This is a genomic window from Burkholderia pyrrocinia, assembly GCF_001028665.1.
GTDB classification, from domain to species: domain Bacteria; phylum Pseudomonadota; class Gammaproteobacteria; order Burkholderiales; family Burkholderiaceae; genus Burkholderia; species Burkholderia pyrrocinia.
In genome coordinates, this window is record NZ_CP011504.1 from 2106400 (window position 1) to 2122410 (window position 16011).

Annotated in this window: 17 protein-coding genes; 9 read left to right on the forward strand and 8 right to left on the reverse strand. The window is 67.3% G+C overall.

Annotated elements, in window-relative coordinates; genetic code table 11:
- The first annotated feature begins 184 nt into the window (after positions 1-184).
- The 8 genes from panE (at position 185) to ABD05_RS25630 (ending at position 9526) form a co-directional block, all read left to right on the forward strand.
- A complete protein-coding gene (gene panE / locus ABD05_RS25595) occupies positions 185-1132 on the forward strand; it encodes a 2-dehydropantoate 2-reductase (RefSeq protein WP_047902802.1) in 948 nt (315 codons plus the stop codon).
- Positions 1133-1406: 274 nt separating this feature from the next.
- Positions 1407-2366 (forward strand): AraC family transcriptional regulator, encoded by a 960-nt coding sequence (locus ABD05_RS25600; protein ID WP_047902803.1) that lies wholly within the window; start codon positions 1407-1409, stop codon positions 2364-2366.
- A 168-nt stretch (positions 2367-2534) separates the two neighbouring features.
- Positions 2535-3476 (forward strand): substrate-binding domain-containing protein, encoded by a 942-nt coding sequence (locus ABD05_RS25605; protein WP_047902804.1) that lies wholly within the window; start codon positions 2535-2537, stop codon positions 3474-3476.
- Positions 3477-3538: 62 nt separating this feature from the next.
- Positions 3539-5059: a sugar ABC transporter ATP-binding protein gene (locus tag ABD05_RS25610; protein WP_047903798.1), complete on the forward strand. Its 1521-nt coding sequence runs from the start codon at positions 3539-3541 to the stop codon at positions 5057-5059.
- Positions 5046-6059 (forward strand): ABC transporter permease, encoded by a 1014-nt coding sequence (locus ABD05_RS25615; protein ID WP_047902805.1) that lies wholly within the window; start codon positions 5046-5048, stop codon positions 6057-6059. The genes ABD05_RS25610 and ABD05_RS25615 overlap by 14 nt, the downstream gene beginning before the upstream one ends.
- Positions 6060-6105: 46 nt before the next feature.
- On the forward strand, positions 6106-7194 hold the full coding sequence (locus ABD05_RS25620; protein WP_047902806.1) for an alcohol dehydrogenase catalytic domain-containing protein: 1089 nt from the start codon (positions 6106-6108) through the stop codon (positions 7192-7194).
- Between the two features lie 29 nt (positions 7195-7223).
- Positions 7224-8771, forward strand: a complete 1548-nt coding sequence (locus ABD05_RS25625; protein WP_047903799.1) for an FGGY-family carbohydrate kinase — start codon at positions 7224-7226, stop codon at positions 8769-8771.
- Positions 8768-9526 carry an SDR family oxidoreductase gene (locus ABD05_RS25630; RefSeq protein ID WP_047902807.1) on the forward strand — a complete coding sequence of 253 codons (759 nt, stop codon included), beginning with the start codon at positions 8768-8770 and terminating at the stop codon, positions 9524-9526. The genes ABD05_RS25625 and ABD05_RS25630 overlap by 4 nt, the downstream gene beginning before the upstream one ends.
- Positions 9527-9621: 95 nt before the next feature.
- Here ABD05_RS25630 and ABD05_RS38665 read toward each other — a convergent pair whose 3' ends face one another.
- The 5 genes from ABD05_RS38665 to ABD05_RS25650 form a co-directional block, all read right to left on the reverse strand.
- Entirely contained in the window at positions 9622-9765 is a 144-nt protein-coding gene (locus ABD05_RS38665) for a hypothetical protein (RefSeq protein ID WP_165948077.1), read from the reverse strand.
- A gap of 195 nt (positions 9766-9960) precedes the next feature.
- A complete protein-coding gene (locus ABD05_RS25635) occupies positions 9961-10545 on the reverse strand; it encodes a nucleotidyltransferase family protein (protein ID WP_047902808.1) in 585 nt (194 codons plus the stop codon).
- A gap of 105 nt (positions 10546-10650) precedes the next feature.
- Positions 10651-10806, reverse strand: coding sequence for a M15 family metallopeptidase (locus tag ABD05_RS25640; protein WP_238594125.1), 156 nt, complete (start codon positions 10804-10806; stop codon positions 10651-10653).
- 137 nt (positions 10807-10943) lie between these two features.
- Positions 10944-11339: a type II toxin-antitoxin system VapC family toxin gene (locus tag ABD05_RS25645; protein ID WP_047903801.1), complete on the reverse strand. Its 396-nt coding sequence runs from the start codon at positions 11337-11339 to the stop codon at positions 10944-10946.
- Positions 11336-11575: a type II toxin-antitoxin system Phd/YefM family antitoxin gene (locus tag ABD05_RS25650; RefSeq protein WP_047902809.1), complete on the reverse strand. Its 240-nt coding sequence runs from the start codon at positions 11573-11575 to the stop codon at positions 11336-11338. Before ABD05_RS25650 ends, ABD05_RS25645 begins: the two co-directional genes overlap by 4 nt.
- A gap of 205 nt (positions 11576-11780) precedes the next feature.
- Here ABD05_RS25650 and ABD05_RS25655 point away from each other — a divergent pair, with 205 nt between their 5' ends.
- Complete coding sequence (locus tag ABD05_RS25655; protein ID WP_047902810.1) at positions 11781-12203, forward strand: ACT domain-containing protein; 423 nt, start codon at positions 11781-11783, stop codon at positions 12201-12203.
- Positions 12204-12282: 79 nt separating this feature from the next.
- Here ABD05_RS25655 and ABD05_RS25660 read toward each other — a convergent pair whose 3' ends face one another.
- Genes ABD05_RS25660 through ABD05_RS25670 form a run of 3 tightly spaced genes read right to left on the reverse strand, consistent with a single transcriptional unit; the run spans position 12283 to position 15965 of the window.
- Positions 12283-12966, reverse strand: a complete 684-nt coding sequence (locus tag ABD05_RS25660) for a Fe2+-dependent dioxygenase (RefSeq protein WP_047902811.1) — start codon at positions 12964-12966, stop codon at positions 12283-12285.
- Positions 12963-13718: a tetratricopeptide repeat protein gene (locus tag ABD05_RS25665; RefSeq protein WP_047902812.1), complete on the reverse strand. Its 756-nt coding sequence runs from the start codon at positions 13716-13718 to the stop codon at positions 12963-12965. Before ABD05_RS25665 ends, ABD05_RS25660 begins: the two co-directional genes overlap by 4 nt.
- Before the next feature lie 3 nt (positions 13719-13721).
- Positions 13722-15965 carry a TonB-dependent receptor gene (locus ABD05_RS25670; RefSeq protein WP_047902813.1) on the reverse strand — a complete coding sequence of 748 codons (2244 nt, stop codon included), beginning with the start codon at positions 15963-15965 and terminating at the stop codon, positions 13722-13724.
- Positions 15966-16011: the final 46 nt, after the last annotated feature.

Genomic DNA, 16011 nt, shown 5'->3' on the forward strand with positions numbered 1-16011 from the left:
TGCCGTAGACGGGTAATCCCTAAGAAGCGACCGGACGCCGACTCTGGCGCCAATGCCTTCGATGCCGATACGGGTATCTATGCATATGCATAAAAGGGGTCGCTATACTGTCGGGGCGATTGCGCGCGCCGGGTGCCCGGGTTGGCGGCGGCGCGGCGCCGAATGAAACCGAAAGGAGGCAACGATGCGAATTCTGGTGGTAGGGGCCGGCGCGGTCGGCGGATACTTCGGCGGCCGGCTGGCCGCGGCGGGGCGCGACGTGACGTTCCTGGTGCGTGACGGCCGCGCGGCCGCGCTGGCGCGCGACGGGCTGCTGATCCGCAGCCCGCGCGGCGATCTGACACTCGCGAACGTGCAGACCGTGCGCGCGGCCGATGCCGGCGCCGGGGTTGCGCCGTTCGACCTCGTGCTGCTGAGCTGCAAGGCGTACAGCCTCGACGACGCGATTGTCTCGTTCGCGCCGTTCGTCGGGCCGCAGACGCTGATCCTGCCGATGCTCAACGGGATGCGACATCTCGACGTGCTGCGCGACCGGTTCGGCGCCGCGCAGGTGCTCGGCGGGCTGTGCGTGATCGCGGCGACGCTCGATCGCGAGCAGCGCATCGTGCACCTGAACGACACGCACGGCGTGTCGTTCGGCGAACTGGCCGGCGGCGAGTCGCCGCGCGTGCGCGCGGTGGCCGACGTGCTCGGCGGCGCGGGTTTCGACGCGACGCTCAGCGACGATATCGCCGCGCGGATGTGGGAGAAGTGGGTGTTCCTCGCGACGCTCGCCGCCAGCACGTCGCTGTTCCGCGGCTCGGTCGGCGACATTCTCGCCGCGCCCGACGGCCGCCGCCTGCTCGAGACGATGCTCGGCGAATGCAGCGCGATTGCCGAACACAACGGCCACCGGCCCGACCCGGCGGCAATCGAGCGGATGCAGCGGATGGTGCTGACGCCGTCGCCGCTGACCGCGTCGATGCTGCGCGACGTCGAGAACCATGCGCGTGTCGAAGCCGATCACGTGATCGGCGACCTGCTCGCGCGCCGCGATCCGCAGGCGGCCGATGCGCTGTCGCTGCTGCGGATCGCATACAACCACCTGAAGGCGTACGAAGTGCGCACCGCACGCGAGCACGCGGCCGCGTAATCGCCGGCATCGGCGCATCGCCCGGGCCCGGCGGCTGGCCGCCGGGCGGTCGCGCCGGTGCGTTCCGCGCTGCACAAATTTGCCATCCAGCGCCGTTTGCGGCCGGAAAGCGCAAAAAAGTATCGAAAATCAGGCGTAAAGTTGGTGGAGCCGCGCGCTCGATCGACCTACATTGCTTCCCATGCGACCGGTCGTATCACCGTGACAAACATGCGGTGCACGAGCGAACAGCCGAACAGGCCGGTCGACACTACATGGGAATGGAGACGCCAAGATGATGCACCCCGATCTCGAAGTGGTCGAAGTGCGACGCGACGAGTCGTTCAAGGTCTGGTCGCACGGCTATCCGTATCGCACGATCCGCTGGCATTTCCATCCCGAATTCGAACTGCACCTGATCGTCGCGACCAGCGGCAAGTATTTCGTCGGCGATCACGTCGGGTCGTTCGGCCCCGGCCATCTCGTGCTGCTCGGCCCGAACCTGCCGCACAACTGGGTCAGCGACATGGCCGAAGGCGAAACCGTCGAGCGCCGCAACCTCGTGATCCAGTTCGCCCCGGCATTCGTGCGCCGCTGCATGGACGCGTTTCCCGAATGCCGCGATGCGCAGGCGCTGCTCGACGATGCGCGGCGCGGCGTCGGTTTCGACGAAGCGACCAGCGCCGCGATCGCGCCGCTGTTCGACGCACTGCTGGCGGCGCGCGGCATGCGCCGCATCGCGCTGTTCATGACGATCCTCGAACGGCTTTGCTGCGCCGACGAGCGCACGCTGCTCGCGAGCCCCGCGTACGACCAGGCCGATGTCACGCCCACGCGGCTCAGCCATGCGCTGTCGTATATCGGCAAGAACCTCGCATCCGAGCTGCGCGAGTCCGAGCTCGCGCAACTGACCGGGCAGAGCGTCAGCGCATTCTCGCGCGCGTTCCACCGCCACACGGGCATGCCGTTCGTCCAGTACGTGAACCGGCTGCGGATCGAATCCGCGTGCCAGATGCTGCTTGCCGACGACGCGAGCATCACCGACATCTGCTTCCAGGCCGGCTTCAACAACGTATCGAACTTCAACCGCCAGTTCCGCGCGGTGAAGGGGATGGCGCCGTCCGAATTCCGTGCGCTGCAGCGCCTGAACGCGCGCAGCCGCGAACTCGCGCTGCATGCGGCACCCACCGGCAACCCGATGCCGCCGCGCGTGCTGACGCCCGGCGCGCCCGAACTCGCGCCGCAGCCCGGATGATCGCCGGGCTGTCGCCCGCCTGACTTTTCCACGCCGTTTCACCCGGCCGATCGCGTCGCTCACGTCGCGAGGGGCTCGTTCAACCACGAAAAAGCCGCACACCGCGGCTCGCATAGCGCCGGAGCAAGCGCTGACGCGCAAACGCCGGCCGACAATGGAGACACCGTCATGACGCAAGCATCGCCCGCTTCATCCCGTCGCCACGCCGCCCGCGTGACGGCCTTCGCCGCGCTCGCCGTCGCGGCCTTGCTGCCCGCCGCCGCGCCTGCCGCGCCGCTTCGGATCGGCATGACGTTCCAGGAGCTGAACAACCCGTATTTCGTGACGATGCAGAAGGCGCTGAACGATGCGGCGACGTCGATCGGCGCGCAGGTCGTCGTGACCGATGCGCATCACGACGTCAGCAAGCAGGTGAGCGACGTCGAGGACATGCTGCAGAAGAAGATCGACATCCTGCTCGTGAATCCGACCGATTCGACCGGGATCCAGTCGGCGATCACGCAGGCGAAGAAGGCCGGTGCGGTGGTCGTCGCCGTCGATGCGAATGCGAACGGGCCGGTCGATTCGTTCGTCGGCTCGAAGAATTACGACGCGGGCGTGATGTCGTGCGAATACCTCGCGAAGGCGATCGGCGGCAGCGGCGAGGTCGCGATCCTCGACGGCATTCCGGTCGTGCCGATCCTCGAACGCGTGCGCGGCTGCAAGGCCGGGCTCGCGAAATTCCCGAACGTGAAGCTCGTCGACACGCAGAACGGCAAGCAGGAGCGCGCGACCGCGCTGTCGGTCACCGAAAACATGATCTCAGCGCGTCCGAACCTGAAGGGCATCTTCAGCGTGAACGACGGCGGCTCGATGGGCGCGCTCGCCGCGATCGAGGGTTCCGGCAAGGACATCAAGCTGACGAGCGTCGACGGCGCGCCCGAGGCGATCGCCGCGATCCAGAAGCCGAACTCGAAGTTCATCGAGACGACCGCGCAGTTCCCGGCCGACCAGGTGCGCATCGCGCTCGGCATCGCGATCGCGCGCAAGTGGGGCGCGACGGTGCCGAAGGCGATCCCGGTCGACGTGAAGGTCGTCGATCGCAGCAATGCGAAGGGCTTCAGCTGGTGAACGACGTGCGATGCGACGCGAAGGGCGGCGGCATGGCCGCTGCCCTTCGCACGGAGAAGCCGATGGAATCGATACTCAGGCTCAGCCACATCACGAAAAGCTTTCCGGGCGTGAAGGCGCTGTCCGACATTCATCTCGAGATTGCGTGCGGCGAGATCCATGCGCTGCTCGGCGAGAACGGCGCGGGCAAGTCGACGCTGATGAAGATCCTGTGCGGCATCCATCAACCGGATGCCGGCACGATCGAGATCGACGGCACCGCGCGCCATTTCGCGAACTATCACGAGGCGGTCGCGGCGGGCGTCGGCATCGTGTTCCAGGAATTCAGCCTGATCCCGCACCTGGACGCCGTCGACAACCTGTTCCTCGGCCGCGAGCTGCGCACGCGCTGGGGCGCGCGCGACCGGACGCGGATGCGCCGCGCGGCGGCCGTCATCTTCGCGCGGCTCGGCGTGTCGATCGATCTCGATGCGCCGATCCGTGCGCTGTCGGTCGCGCAGCAGCAGTTCGTCGAGATCGGCAAGGCACTGTCGCTCGATGCGCGCATCCTGATTCTCGACGAACCGACCGCCACGCTCACGCCGGCCGAGGCCGAGCACCTGTTCGCGATCATGCGCGAGCTCAAGCGGCAGGGCGTCGCGATGATCTTCATCTCGCATCACCTCGACGAGATCTTCGCGGTGTGCGACCGCATCACGGTGCTGCGCGACGGCCAGTACGTCGCGACGACCGATGTCGCGCACACGGACGTCGAACAGCTCGTGCGGATGATGGTCGGCCGCCGGATCGAGAGCAGCTTTCCGCCGAAACCCGCGCTGCCGGCCGACGCGCCGGCCGTGCTCGAAGTCGATGCGCTGCAGATCGAGCGCGACGGCCCGGTGAACCGTTTCGCGCTGCGGGCCGGCGAGATCCTCGGCTTCGCCGGGCTCGTCGGGTCGGGCCGCACGGAAACGGCGCTCGCGGTGATCGGCGCGACGCGTGCGCACCGCAAGGACGTGCGCGTGCGCGGCGTGGCGGCGAAGCTCGGCGATCCGGCCGACGCGCTGCGCGCGGGCATCGGCATCCTGCCGGAAAGCCGCAAGACGGAAGGGCTCGTCACGTCGTTCTCGATCCGCGACAACATCTCGCTGAACAACCTCGGCAAGTACCGGTCGATGCGCTGGCTGATCGACCGTCGCAGCGAGGCGAGCACGACTCACGACGTGATGCGGCGCGTTGGCGTGAAGGCGCCGTCGATGCACACCGAGGTCGCGACGCTGTCCGGCGGCAACCAGCAGAAGGTCGTGATCGCGCGCTGGCTGAACCATCACACGTCGGTGCTGATCTTCGACGAGCCGACGCGCGGCATCGACGTCGGCGCGAAAGCGGAAATCTACGGGCTGATGCGCGAACTCACCGCGCGCGGCTACGCCATCATCATGATCTCGTCCGAGCTGCCGGAAATCGTCGGCATGTGCGATCGCGTCGCCGTGTTCCGGCAGGGCCGCATCGAGGCGACGCTCGAAGGCGACGAGATCGATCCCGACACGGTCATGACCCATGCCACGGCCGGCACGCGAGGAGCGACTCATGAACCTGCCTGATTCTTCTTCCACACCTTCCACGACGCTCGCGGCCAACGCCGGAAACGGCGATGCGCCGCCGCCCCGCGCGATGTGGGCGCAGTTGCGGCGCTCGACGCTGTTTTATCCGCTCGTCGGCCTCGTCGTCGTGTGCATCGCAATGATGGTCGCGAGCCCGAGCTTCCTGTCCGCCGCGAACCTCGAAAACGTGCTGCGCCAGGTGTCGATCAACGCGATCATCGCGGTCGGCATGACCTGCGTGATCCTGACGGGCGGGATCGACCTGTCGGTCGGTTCGGTGATGGCGCTGTCCGGCACGCTTGCGGCCGGGCTGATGGTCGCGGGCGTCAACGCGGTCGCCGCGCTCGCGATCGGGATTGCGGTCGGCTTCGGGTTCGGCTTCCTGAACGGCGTGTTCGTTGCGTTCGCGGGGATGCCGCCGATCATCGTCACGCTCGCGACGATGGGGATCGCGCGCGGCCTCGCGCTGATCTACACGGGCGGTTATCCGATCGACGGGCTGCCCGACTGGGTCGCGTTCTTCGGCAGCGGCAAGGTGCTCGGCATCCAGGCGCCCGTGCTGATCATGCTGGTGGTCTATGCGATCGCGTGGCTGCTGCTCGACCGCATGCCGTTCGGCCGCTACGTGTATGCGATCGGCGGCAACGAACAGGCGACGCGGCTCACCGGCGTGCGCGTCGCACGCGTGAAGCTGATCGTCTACACGCTGGCCGGGCTCACGTCGGCGCTCGCCGCGATCGTGCTGACGGGCCGGCTGATGAGCGGGCAGCCGAACGCGGGCGTGGGCTTCGAACTCGACGCGATCGCGGCCGTCGTGATGGGCGGCACGTCGATCTCCGGCGGGCGCGGTGCGATCCTCGGCACGCTGGTCGGTGCGCTGCTGCTCGGCGTGCTCAACAACGGGCTGAACATGATCGGCGTGAACCCGTATGTGCAGAACGTGATCAAGGGCGGAATCATCCTGCTCGCGATCTTTATCAGCCGAGAACGATCGCGATAACGCGTGATCGATCAGACATCCGAATCATCAACGAAAGAGACAACTCATGACGACACTCGAAGCCCAGCCGCGGATGACCGCGGTCGTCTGCCACGGCCCCGAGGACTATCGCGTCGAACAGGTCGCGAAGCCGCGCCCCGGCGCGAACGAGCTCGTGATCCGCATCGCCGCGTGCGGGATCTGCGCGAGCGACTGCAAGTGCTATACGGGCGCGAAGATGTTCTGGGGCGGCCCGAACCCGTGGGTGAAGGCGCCCGTGATTCCCGGCCATGAATTTTTCGGCTACGTGGAAGCGCTCGGCGACGGCGCGGCCGAGCATTTCGGCGTGGCATTGGGCGACCGCGTGATCGCCGAGCAGATCGTGCCGTGCGGCAAGTGCCGTTATTGCAAGTCGGGGCAGTACTGGATGTGCGAAGTGCACAACATCTTCGGCTTCCAGCGCGAGGTCGCCGACGGCGGGATGGCCGAATACATGCGCATTCCGCCGACCGCGATCGTCCACAAGATCCCGCTCGGCGTATCGCTCGAGGATGCCGCGATCATCGAGCCGCTGTCGTGCGCGATCCATACGGTGAACCGCGGCGACGTCCAGCTCGACGACGTCGTCGTGATCGCGGGCGCGGGGCCGCTCGGGCTGATGATGACGCAGGTCGCGCGCCTGAAGACGCCGAAGAAACTCGTCGTGATCGACCTGATCGACGAACGGCTCGAACTCGCGCGCGAGTACGGCGCCGACGTGGCGATCAACCCGCAGCGCGACGATGCGCGCGAGATCGTCCGCGCGCTGACCGACGGCTACGGCTGCGACGTCTACATCGAGACGACCGGCGCGCCGGTCGGCGTGAACCAGGGGCTCGACCTGATCCGCAAGCTCGGCCGCTTCGTCGAATTCAGCGTGTTCGGCGAGGATGCGACCGTCGACTGGTCGATCATCGGCGATCGCAAGGAGCTCGACGTGCGCGGCGCGCACCTCGGGCCATACTGTTATCCGGTCGCGATCGACCTGCTTGCGCGCGGGCTCGTCACGTCGAAAGGCATCGTCACGCACGGTTTCGCGCTCGAGGACTGGGACAACGCGATTCGCGTCGCGAAATCGCCCGAATCGATCAAGGTGCTGCTGAAGCCGGCCCGCTGACGGCCGCCGTGCGCCTCACCGGAGACATCATGGAATACGTCATAGGCGTCGACATCGGTACGCAGAGCACCAAGGCGCTGCTCGTCGACCGGCATGGCGCGATCGTCGCGCGGCGCTCGGCCGGTTACCAGCCCGATACGCCGCGCCCGCTGTGGGCCGAGCAGTGGCCGCAGGTGTGGTTCGACGCGGTGCTCGAATGCATCACCGGCTGCGTGAGCGATGCGCGCGCGCAGGGCGTGCCGGCCGATGCGATCCGCGCGGTGTGCGTGAGCAGCTTGTACGGCGGCTCGGGCATTCCGGTCGACAGCGACATGCTGCCGCTCCATCCGTGCCTGATCTGGATGGATCGGCGCGCGACTGCGGAAGTCGACTGGGTCGACGCCAACGTGAACGTCGAGCGGCTGCGCGTGATCACGGGCAACGGCGTCGACAGCTATTACGGCTTCACGAAGATGCTGTGGCTGCGCGACCAGCGGCCGGACGTGTGGGCGAACGTGCGCTATTTCCTGCCGCCGAACGCGTACGTGATCTATCTGCTGACCGGCGAAGTCGCGGTCGATCACAGCTCGGCCGGCAACATCGGCGGCGTGTACGACGTCGCGCGCCGCGAGTGGTCCGACGACGCGCTCGACATGCTCGGCATTCCGGCGACGATGATGCCCGAGCGGCTCGTCGATTCGACGGAGATCGTCGGCGGGTTGCTGTCGCAATGGACCGAACAGCTCGGGCTGCCGGCCGGCACGCCCGTCGTCGCGGGCGGCGTCGATGCGGCCGTCGCGACCTTCGCGGCCGGCGCGACGCGCACCGGGCAGCATGTCGCGATGATCGGCACCAGCATGTGCTGGGGCTACGTGAACCGGCATGTCGATGCGCGGCACGGGCTCGTCAGCATGCCGCACGTGTTCGACGGCCAGCGCGACCTGTACGTGTTCGGCGGTGCGATCACGGCCGGTGCATCGGTCGCGTGGTTTCGCGACCAGTTCTGTCATGCCGAAATCGATGCGGCACGCCTGCTGCCGCACGGCGATCCGCACGTGCTGCTCGAGGAGGCGGCCGAAAGCGTGCCGGCCGGTGCCGACGGCGTGCTGTTCCTGCCGTACCTGATGGGCGAGCGCAGCCCGGTGTGGGATGCGAAGGCGAGCGGCGCGTTCGTCGGGCTGAGTCTCGCGCATACGCGGGCGCACCTTTATCGCGCGGTGCTCGAAGGCGTCGCGTTCGCGCTGCGGCACAACATCGAGGCCGGCCGCCGCGGGGCGGTGGCGCTGGACGACCGGCTGATCGTCGTTGGCGGTGCCGCGCATTCGGCGCTGTGGATGCAGATCATCGCGGACGTGACGGGCTTTCCGGTGTGGACGATCGAGCAGGACGTCGAAGCCGCGATGGGCGCCGCGTTGCTCGCGGGTGTCGGGGCGGGGCTCGTGTCGCACGACGACGCGCAGGGCGGATGGGTCACGCTCGTCGAGCGCGCGCGGCCCGACGCCGAACGCGCGCAAGCGTATGCGGCGCGCTTCGCGCTCTATACGGCGCTGTATCCGGCGCTCAAGTCGATCATGCACGGGTTGCACACGCCATCATGAAGACGCGATTCGATTTCAGCGGTTCGCGGGTGCTCGTCACGGGCGCATCGAGCGGGATCGGGCGCGCGTGCGCGGTTGCGCTGGCGCAGGCGGGCGCGCGGGTCGTCGCGGCGGGGCGCGACATGGCCGCGCTCGATTCGCTTGCCAGCGAGACTGCATGCGATACGTTGCGCATCGATGTCGGCGGAGACGAACACGCGATCGATGCCGCGCTCGCCGCTCACGATGCGTTCGACGGCCTCGTCAATTGTGCGGGGATCGCATCGCTCGAACCGGCGCTCGAGGTCAGCGCCGGGCATTTCGACCGCGTGATGGCCGTCAATGCGCGCGGCGCGGCGCTCGTGGCACGGGCGGTTGCGCGGAAGATGATCGCGTGCGACGGACGCGTCGCCGTGCATGCACGGGGCAGCATCGTCAACGTATCGAGCCAGGCCGCGCTCGTCGGCTTGCCCGCACATCTGAGCTATTGCGCGTCGAAGGCGGCGATGGACGCGATCACGCGCGTGCTGTGCATCGAACTCGGGCCGCACGGCATTCGTGTGAACAGCGTGAATCCGACCGTCACGCTCACGCCGATGGCGCAGTTCGCGTGGAGCGAACCGGAGAAGCGCGCGCCGATGCTGGCGGCGATTCCGCTCGGGCGATTTGCGGAGCCGGGCGAGGTCGTCGAGCCGATCCTGTTTTTGCTGAGCGATGCGGCGTCGATGATCAGCGGCGTGTCGTTGCCGATCGACGGCGGGTATACGGCGCGATAGGCCACGTCATGCGGTGACGGGTGACGGGCGGCCGGCTGCCGTCGACCGCGCATGACGGGAAATAGGGGCGAATGTGCGGAGCAGCCGACGCGCGGCTAGACCGGGTCCTTGCTCGGCGGGCCATCCGGTTGCTGCGGGTTGTCGTGGTGATGACCCGGCGGCGACGACAGCGGGTCGTCTTCCGGGTCGCGGTTCGGGTCGGCCGGTGGCTCGGGCGTCGGGGTCGTGTGATCGGTCATGGAGGGCTCGCGCAATGCGTGACGGCGGCGGCGCGGAGGGCGCGCCTCGTCTTCGTTATAGCCAATCGGGCGAGCGTTTGCAGCGGGATTCTTGCGGCGGGTTGTCGGTCGTCGGCGAAATCCGTGAATCGTCGATCGTCGATCGTCGGGCGGGACCCTGCAATGCAATGCGCGGCGTGGCCCGCACGATTGAGTTCAGCGCAGATCCTGCGGCGTGTCGACGTCACGCAGGATGCCGGGATCGTCGACGTCGAGCAGTTTTACCGGTGCGCTGGCGAACAGCGCGCGGGCACCCGTGTCGCCGTCGAGGGCGGCGAGCGCATCGAAGTGGTGCGCGGCGAAACCGACCGGATGGCCGCGCACACCGCGATGCGCGGGCGCGACGATCGACGCATCGTCGGCGTCGAGCGCGCGCGTGACGGCTTCGTAGGTCGAAGCCGCGATCCACGGCATGTCGCCGAGCGCGACGAGCCAGCCGTTCGAATCGGGCGTGGCGCGCACGCCGGCCGCGAGGCTCGCGCCCATCCCGCGCGACGCGTCGGGCGCATAGACGACCTGGCAACCGGCTTCGTTCAGCAGAATCGCGAGTTTTTCGGCGCCGGGACGGACGACGGCGATCACGTCGGCCGTGGCCGCCGCGAGATGGCGGGCGGCCGCGACCGCGACCGGCGTGCCGTCGGGAAGCAGCGCGAGCAGCTTGCTGTGCAGGCCGCTCGGGTCGAAGCGTTGACCGAGACCACCGGCGAGCAGGACGCCGGTGACGAGTGACGCATAGGACATCGGCGCGGGGGGAGTGAGACAGGTGCTGCGATTGTGCGGGAGCGGGCGGGGATCGGCAAGTGAGGATGTTACCGGGTCGCGCGCGTCAGATCGGCAAGACCGTCATCACGTACCTTCGTCGAGCATGTTTTCCTCGACGGGGCCGTAAATCGCGTGCGATTCCCGCTGCATGACGGCCCAATAGCGGTCGCCGAACGACCAATGCCACCATTCGGACGGGTAATTCGTGAAGCCGGCGCCGGTCAGCGCGGCGATCAGCACGTGGCGGTTGCGCGCGGCCGTACGGCTGATGAAGGCGTTGTACTTGCAAGCTTATGGTCGATCTGGTCAGACGAAACGCCAACATGTCGGAGTTGGCGCGGGCGTGCGGTGTGGATTGGCCTGCGACTGCGAAAGGATTACCAGAGCGTCTTCACGTGCGCATAAGCGCGGATTTTTTCGTCGCGGGTGACGAGCGGTGCGCCGAGCCGCCGCGCGGTGGCGACGATCATGCGGTCGGCCGGATCCTTGTGGAACGAGCCGGGCAGCGCGGTGGATTTCGCGGCGATGTCGGCATCGACGGGCACGAAGCGCATGCCGTCGATCTGCGCGACCGTGGCGAGCCACGCGTCGACATCCATCGTCAGTGCGAGGCGGTCGTTGCGCACCAGCATCGCAATCTCCCACGCGGAGATCGCGGATGCGGCGAGCGCGCCTTCGCTGCGCGCGCGATCGATTGCGCTTCGCGCTTTCTTGCTGAGCGAAGGATCGCCCGCCACCCACCACACCAATGCATGCGTATCCAGCACGATCACCGCGACGCCTCCCAATCATCTTCCGCAATCGGATCGAGAGGATTGTCGTAGCGCATGACCGAGCCGCGCAATATGTCCAACGGCTGAGCCTCGCGTGCGTGATACGGCCGGATCTCGAGCGTCGGCTTGCCGTGATCGGTAACGATCAGGCTTTCGCCGGACGACTCGACGAGCCGGAAGTATTCGAGTGCGCGAGCCTTGAAATCGGATTTCGAAACGGGAGCGTGCGGCATCATGATATGGACCTGGTCATGTGACGATGGTCATTTTATGACGGTGCGGCGGCGGGAGGCAAGTCGCGAAGGTCAGGCGCCACCGGATGCATGCAAAGCGCGACAGCGTGCGTCGATGCCGGGGGCCGGAAGACGCTGCCGGCCTTGCTCGCGTGCCTGCTGTGATCTAGATTTTTTCTATCCGGGTTCTCAGGCGGGAGGGACTGCCATGGAACTGAGCGTAGAACGTGTCGATGTCTGGGCGGCAACCATCGACGACAAGCCGGGCGGCCTCGCGACCGTATTAGGCGCCCTGCGGACTGCCGGTGCAGACTTGCAGTTCATCGTCGCCCGCCGCACATCGGAGGCGCCGGGCAAGGGTGTCGTGTTTGTCGCGCCACTACAGGGAGACGCGGTGATTCGCGCGGCCACGCAGGTGGGGTTCACCGTCACCCCGAGCGTTCACTCCGTCCGCGTAATGGGTCTGGATCAAATGGGCATCATCGGGCAACTGACCCAGATGCTCGCGGACGGCGCGATCAATCTCCGTGGCGTCTCGGCCGCCGTGCTGGGTTCCCAGTTCATCGCCTATTTCGCGGTCGATTCGGCGGACGATGCAGACAAGGCGATCGATATCCTGCAGCGGGCATAAGGCGGCTGCGCTGGACGGTGGACTGGCTTGGCCGGAAGGGGGCATGCGTTCACGACGTTGCGGGCCCCCGCCACATGGCTCAGGTATCGGCCCACCGTCTCAGCAGGTTGTGATAGATCCCGGTGAGCGCGATCACGCCGCGGTCGTGAGCACCTTTGTCCGCAGAGAGCTGCTGAATCTGCGTATCGAGCTGAAACAGCAGCGTGCGGTCGGCATCGTCGCGCACCATGCTCTGGATCCAGAAGAACGACGCAACGCGCTCGCCGCGCGTAACGGGCGTCACGCGATGCAGGCTCGACGCGGGATACAGCACGAGATCGCCCGCCGGCAACTTGGCGCGATGCACGCCGTACGTATCCTCGACACACAATTCACCGCCGTCGTACGCATCGGGTTCCTCGAGAAACAGCGTCGCCGACAGATCGCTGCGCACGCGGAAATCCGTGCCGCGCAGCAGCCGGATCGCATTGTCGACGTGCGTGCCGAACGTCTCGCCGCCTTCGTAGCGGTTGAACAGCGGCGGAAACACCTTGAGCGGCAGCGCCGCCGAAAAGAACAGCGGATGGCGCGCGAGCGCATCCTGGATCGCGTCGCCGACCGCGCGCGCAACCGGCGAGCCTTCCGGCAATTGCCGGTTGCGTTTGGCAAGCGCCGACTGCGCGCCGGATGTCACGTTGCCGTCGACCCATTCGGCCGCATCGAGCAGGTCGCGGCACTGCGCGACCTGCGCTTTGGTCAATACACCGGGGATATGAAGCATCATGATGCGGATTCCATTGCGTGCGGCGCCAGTTGCAGCGCCGCCGAGCGGAACGCGTCGATCGGCGACGACGCGAGATACGCGCGCATCTTCGCGATAAACGCGGGCGTTGCGGTGGCCGGCACGCGCGCGAGCCAGACGAGCGCTTCGTCGATGTGCCCGCGCTCGGCAAGCAGCCGCGCAAAGTTGAACTGGCCGCGGAAGTCGCCGGCAACGGCCGCGCGGCGATAGTGGTCGAACGCGGCGTCGGTGTCGACGGACACGACCCAGCCGTCCTCGTGGAAGCCGCCGATCAGGTTGATCGATTTCGCATGGCCGAGCGCGGCCGCGCGGCGGAACCAGTCGAGTGCGTCGGCGCGATTCTCGTCGACGCCGTTGCCGAGCGCGAGCGCCGTCGCGTAGTTGTACATGCCCCAGTCGAGCCCCGCCTGCGCGGCGAGCCGGTACCAGTACACGGCGACCGGCGCGCACGTGGCCGTGCCCCAGCCGAACTCGTAGCAGCGGCCGAGCATGTTCATCGCCATCGGATGGCCGGCCCGCGCGGCGTGCCGGAACCAGCCGAATGCCGCGGCCGGATCGCGCGCGACACCGTGCCCGTCGAGCAGGTACTGCCCGTACACGGCCTGCGCATCGACGATGCCGTTGTCGGCCGCCGCCGCGACCCACGCGGCGGCGCGCTCGGGCGGCCCGGCCAGGATGTCGGCGAACTCGCGCGGCGATACCGACGCGAGCGCCTTCAGCGACACGGCTTCCATCGATCAGTAGCGCGCGTTCAGCGTGACGAACGCCGAGCGGCCCGGTGCGATCGACGCGTAGTGCGCCGGATACGCCTGATCGAAGTACGTGCGGTTGAACAGGTTGTTCACGTTCAGCTGCAGGTCGAGCTTCTTGTTGATCCGGTACTGCGCCATTGCATCGAAGCGCCAGTACGACGGCACGGCGCGCAGGTTCGCGGGATCGCCGAATACTTCCGACATGTAGAACGCGCCGCCGCCGACCGTGAACTTCGGCGTCACGTCGTAGTTCGACCACATCGTGAGGCTGTGCTTCGGCGTGTTCGGGAAGCGGTTGCCGTTGTTCGCCGCGTCCTTGCCGTTGTCGCGCAGCGCGCTCTTCATGTACGTGTAGCCGCCGAACACCTGCCACTGCTTCGTGATCTGCCCTGCGACGCCGAGCTCGAGACCCTGCACGCGCTTGTCGCCGACCATCGCGTACTGGTTGTTCGGCAGCGTCACGCGCGCGTTCGTCGTGTCGATCTGGAACAGCGCGGCGGTCAGCGACAGCTTGTCGTTCAGCACGTTCCACTTCGTGCCGAGCTCGATGCTGCGGTTCTTCTCGGGAGACAGTTGATCGGCGTTCGGACCGACGCCGCCGCGGCCCGGCGTGAGCGACTGCGTTTCGCTGCCTTCGCCGAGCAGCATGCCGGCCGGTGTCGACGACGTTGCATACGACGCGTAGATGCTGCCGTTCTGCGCGGGCTTGAACACGAGGCCGGCCTGCCAGTTCACGAGCGTGTCGTCGCGCGTATAGGTCTTGCCGCCGTTGGCCTTGGTGTCGGTGAAGCGGGTCGAGTAGTCGTCGACGCGCACGCCGGCGTTGACCTGCCAGCGCGGCGTGATCTCGATCGTGTCGAAGCCGTAGATCGATTTCGTCGTGGTGCGCGCATGCGCGTAGTCGTTGTTGCGCGTGATCGAGCCGGCCCACGGATCGTTCGGGTTCGGCGACCACAGGCTCGTGCAGTTGTAGCCCGATGCCGCGCCGATGCCTTTCTGGCAGACCTTTCCGTTATCCGTTGCGACGTTGTACGTATCGCGCTTGCCCCATTCGCGCGTCAGTTCGATGCCGGTCGTGAAGCTGTGCTTGAACGGGCCGGTGCGGAATTCGCCGAACAGCTCGGTCAGGTTCGCGAGGCTGTTGATCGAGCTGTCGCGGTTGTTGTTGCGGCGCCAGACCTTGCCGTTGACCACGTTGCCCTGGCTGTCGTCCGGCTGCGTCCAGATGTAGTCCTGCGTCGATTCCGTGTAGCGCGTGGTGTTGCGGATCGTCAGCGACGACGTGATGTCGTGCTCGATCTTGATCGTGCTGATGTCCGACGTGGTCTTGCGGAAGTCGCGGTCGATCAGCCCGTAGAAGTTGTGGCGATCGACGGGCGCCGGATAGATCGTGCCGACGTTCGCGGGCTTGTTCGACGTCGTATAGAAGTACGGGATGCCGCCGTCGGGCATGTCGTCGGTCGACAGGTGGTAGTAGCTCGCGGTCACGCGCGTCGGCGTGCCGAGGCCGAATGCGATCGACGGCGCGACGCCCCAGCGCTCGTTGTTGACGGCGTCGCGGCCGGCGACGTCGTTGTTGTGGCTCATCAGGTTCAGGCGGAATGCGGCGTGATCGGCGAATTGCCAGTTGCCGTCGGCCGTGAAGCGGCGATAGCGGTCGGTGCCGAGGCCCGCGCTCGCGCTGGCCGTCGTGCCGAGGTGCGGGGCTTTCGTGATCAGGTTGATGCTGCCGCCGGCGCCGCCGCGGCCGCCGTATGCGCCGTCGGAACCCTTGGTGATCTCGACGCGTTCGGTGTTGAAGATCTCGCGCGTCGTGGCGCCCGTGTCGCGCATGCCGTCGACGAACATGCTGCCCTGCGTGTCGTAGCCGCGGATGAACGGACGGTCGCCGAGCGGGTTGCCGCCTTCGCCGGCGCCGAACGTGATGCCGGGCACGGTGCGCAGCGCTTCGGTCAGCGTCGACGCGCCGCTGTTCCGGATCAGTTCCTGCGGGATCACGGTGACGGATTTCGGCGTGTCGACGAGCGGCGCGGTGAATTTCGCGGAAGCGGAAAAGTCGGCCTTGTAGCTGTGCTCGGTCTTGCCCTGGATCTCGATCGGCGCGAGATGGCCTTCGGTGCTGGACGGGGCCGGCGGCGGCGTGCCGTCGGCGAATGCAGGGCTCGCGGCGAGCACGCTGCACAGGGTGGTGAATTTGCCGAGCTTCAACTCGTCGGAACGGGACTTCATGGTGCGCTTCGACCTCGCGATGTGGCCCCGGAGGCTGGGTGCTACG

Bases quoted from the DNA above. Each gene is read 5' to 3' on its own strand.
- panE (WP_047902802.1), top strand. From the start codon at position 185: ATGCGAATTCTGGTGGTAGGGGCCGGCGCGGTCGGCGGATACTTCGGC.
- ABD05_RS25600 (WP_047902803.1), top strand. From the start codon at position 1,407: ATGATGCACCCCGATCTCGAAGTGGTCGAAGTGCGACGCGACGAGTCG.
- ABD05_RS25605 (WP_047902804.1), top strand. From the start codon at position 2,535: ATGACGCAAGCATCGCCCGCTTCATCCCGTCGCCACGCCGCCCGCGTG.
- ABD05_RS25610 (WP_047903798.1), top strand. From the start codon at position 3,539: ATGGAATCGATACTCAGGCTCAGCCACATCACGAAAAGCTTTCCGGGC.
- ABD05_RS25615 (WP_047902805.1), top strand. From the start codon at position 5,046: ATGAACCTGCCTGATTCTTCTTCCACACCTTCCACGACGCTCGCGGCC.
- ABD05_RS25620 (WP_047902806.1), top strand. From the start codon at position 6,106: ATGACGACACTCGAAGCCCAGCCGCGGATGACCGCGGTCGTCTGCCAC.
- ABD05_RS25625 (WP_047903799.1), top strand. From the start codon at position 7,224: ATGGAATACGTCATAGGCGTCGACATCGGTACGCAGAGCACCAAGGCG.
- ABD05_RS25630 (WP_047902807.1), top strand. From the start codon at position 8,768: ATGAAGACGCGATTCGATTTCAGCGGTTCGCGGGTGCTCGTCACGGGC.
- ABD05_RS38665 (WP_165948077.1), bottom strand. From the start codon at position 9,765: ATGACCGATCACACGACCCCGACGCCCGAGCCACCGGCCGACCCGAAC.
- ABD05_RS25635 (WP_047902808.1), bottom strand. From the start codon at position 10,545: ATGTCCTATGCGTCACTCGTCACCGGCGTCCTGCTCGCCGGTGGTCTC.
- ABD05_RS25650 (WP_047902809.1), bottom strand. From the start codon at position 11,575: ATGATGCCGCACGCTCCCGTTTCGAAATCCGATTTCAAGGCTCGCGCA.
- ABD05_RS25655 (WP_047902810.1), top strand. From the start codon at position 11,781: ATGGAACTGAGCGTAGAACGTGTCGATGTCTGGGCGGCAACCATCGAC.
- ABD05_RS25660 (WP_047902811.1), bottom strand. From the start codon at position 12,966: ATGATGCTTCATATCCCCGGTGTATTGACCAAAGCGCAGGTCGCGCAG.
- ABD05_RS25665 (WP_047902812.1), bottom strand. From the start codon at position 13,718: ATGGAAGCCGTGTCGCTGAAGGCGCTCGCGTCGGTATCGCCGCGCGAG.
- ABD05_RS25670 (WP_047902813.1), bottom strand. From the start codon at position 15,965: ATGAAGTCCCGTTCCGACGAGTTGAAGCTCGGCAAATTCACCACCCTG.